Source organism: Dietzia sp. B19 (assembly GCF_014145155.1).
GTDB classification, from domain to species: domain Bacteria; phylum Actinomycetota; class Actinomycetes; order Mycobacteriales; family Mycobacteriaceae; genus Dietzia; species Dietzia natronolimnaea.
The window spans coordinates 1-2,197 of record NZ_JAALED010000085.1 but is presented as its reverse complement, the minus strand read 5'-3'; the positions used below and the strand labels follow the sequence as shown (position 1 = coordinate 2,197).

The 2,197-nt window shown below is 70.0% G+C and carries 2 protein-coding genes and 1 pseudogene; all 3 read left to right on the top strand.

All coding sequences use genetic code 11. The annotated features are described in order from the left end of the window. Positions 1-144, top strand: a pseudogene (locus G6020_RS16885) (rhodanese-like domain-containing protein); the annotation flags it as partial. Positions 145-193: 49 nt separating this feature from the next. After that, positions 194-1,402, top strand: a complete 1,209-nt coding sequence (locus G6020_RS03440; protein ID WP_182609664.1) for an O-succinylhomoserine sulfhydrylase — start codon at positions 194-196, stop codon at positions 1,400-1,402. Positions 1,403-1,407: 5 nt separating this feature from the next. Continuing rightward, a partial coding sequence (locus G6020_RS03435) for a hypothetical protein (protein ID WP_194305948.1) occupies positions 1,408-2,197 on the top strand: 790 nt, incomplete at its 3' end.

The following is a 2,197-nucleotide window of genomic DNA, read 5'->3' as shown; positions in this document are numbered from 1 at the left end:
GCCGCCGCGAGCGCCGCCACCGCCGCCGGCCTGGGCCCCGCCTACAACGTGGCCGAGGGATTCGAGGGCGACCCGGACGCGGCGGGCCACCGCGGTTCGGTCAACGGGTGGAAGGTCGCGGGACTGCCCTGGCGACAGTCCTGACCCGGCCCGGCCCGCCACCGCACCACCGACGACACTCAGAAAGCAGCGGATGAGAAACAACGAGCTCCCCGACGGACTCCACCCCGACACCCTGGGGGTGCGGGCCGGGCAGATGCGCACCGGTTTCGAGGAGACCGCCGAGCCGATGTTCCTCAACTCCGGCTACGTCTACTCCTCGGCGGAGGCGGCCGAGGCGTCGTTCAACGGGGACCTCCAGCGGTTCGTGTACTCCCGCTACGGCAACCCGACCGTGGCGATGTTCCAGGAGCGCCTGCGGCAGATCGAGGGCGCCGAGGCGTGCTTCGCCACCAGCTCCGGCATGTCGGCGGTGTTCGTCTCGCTGGCCGCGCTGCTGGGCAACGGCTCCCGGCTGGTGGCCTCCCGAGCGCTGTTCGGCTCGTGCTTCGTGATCTGCAACGAGATCCTGCCGCGCTGGGGCGTGGAGACGGTGTTCGTGGACGGCTCCGACCTGGACCAGTGGCGCGAGGCGCTCAGCGAGCCGACCGACGCCGTGTTCTTCGAGACCCCCTCCAACCCCATGCAGGAGCTGGTGGACGTGCGCGCGGTCTGCGAGCTGGCGCACGCGGCCGGCGCGCAGGTGGTGGTGGACAACGTCTTCGCCACCGTCCTGCACCAGAAGCCGCTCGAGCTGGGCGCGGACATCGTGGTCTACTCCACCACCAAGCACATCGACGGCCAGGGCCGCGTCCTGGGCGGGGCCGTGCTGGGGCCGGAGGAGTACATCTCCGGACCCGTGCAGAACCTGATGCGTCATGCAGGATTCGGGATGAGCGCCTTCAACGCCTGGGTGCTGCTCAAGGGTCTGGAGACCATGAGCCTGCGGGTCGAGCGCATGTCCGCCAACGCGCTCGAGGTGGCACAGTTCCTCGAGTCGCATGACGCGGTGGACTGGGTCCGGTACTCGATGCTGCCCTCGCACCCGCAGTACGACCTGGCCACCGAGCAGATGTCGGGCGGCGGCTCGGTCGTGACGTTCGGCCTGAAGTTCGACGACGACGAGGTGGACCGGGGCAAGCAGCGCTGCTTCTCACTCCTCAACGCGCTGAGGGTCATCGACATCTCCAACAACCTCGGTGACGCCAAGTCCCTGGTGACCCATCCGGCGACCACCACCCATGCGTCGATGGAGCCGGAGGCGCGCGCCGCGGTGGGTATCACCGACAACGTGGTCCGCCTCTCGGTGGGGCTGGAATTCGTCGGAGACCTCATCGAAGACTTGCGTAGGGGTCTAAACTAAGTTTTATGCGGTCACATGGCGGCGCGTCCCGGACGAGGGTGGCGGTGCTGCCCGCCGCGCACCCGGCCGTCCGCCGGATCACGGGGTTGGCGTCGTCGGGCCGCCTCGAGATGGTCCCGATGCGCCCGGGCGTGGTCAACGGTGAATCCCACCCGGGCACGTACGTGAAGGACGACGGCCCGGCCCCCGACCGCGACCTCGATCACGTGGACGTGGCCCACGTGCACTTCGGCTACGACTACCTGGATCCGGAGAGCGCCCGGGACGTCATCGAGCACCTGTCCCACGCCGGGGTCCCGATGGTGCTGACCGTGCACGACATCGTCTACCCCTCCCATGAGGACTCGGAGCCGCACCGGGGCTACACCGGGACGCTGGTCGGGGCCGCGGCGCAGGTGCTCACGTTGACCGAGGTCGCGGCGCGGGAGCTGTGGGTGCGGTGGGGCGTGGAGGCGATGGTGGTGCCGCATCCACGACTGCTCAACGAGGCGGAGATCTCCTCCGCCATCCGCGCTTCCAAGTATCTCCGGGCCCCCGGGGACACTGTCGTGGGCGTGCTGTTGGAACGGATGGGCGAGAACATCGAGGGCCCCGAACTCCTCGACCTGCTGGCGCCCGTGGCGACCGGTCGGCGGGGCGCGCACCTGCGGATCGTCGTGGAGGCGCAGGCGTGGCGCGACGCGTGCGGCGAGGACCGCGAGAGCGGCGGGCACCACCTGGTAGCCGAACTCGCGGCGGAGGGCGGGTGGGAGTCTGTGCGGTTGATCCGCTACGAGGCCCGCGACCTGGGGCCCA

Coding starts and splice junctions, on each gene's coding strand:
- G6020_RS03440 (WP_182609664.1), top strand. CDS start 194: ATGAGAAACAACGAGCTCCCCGACGGACTCCACCCCGACACCCTGGGG.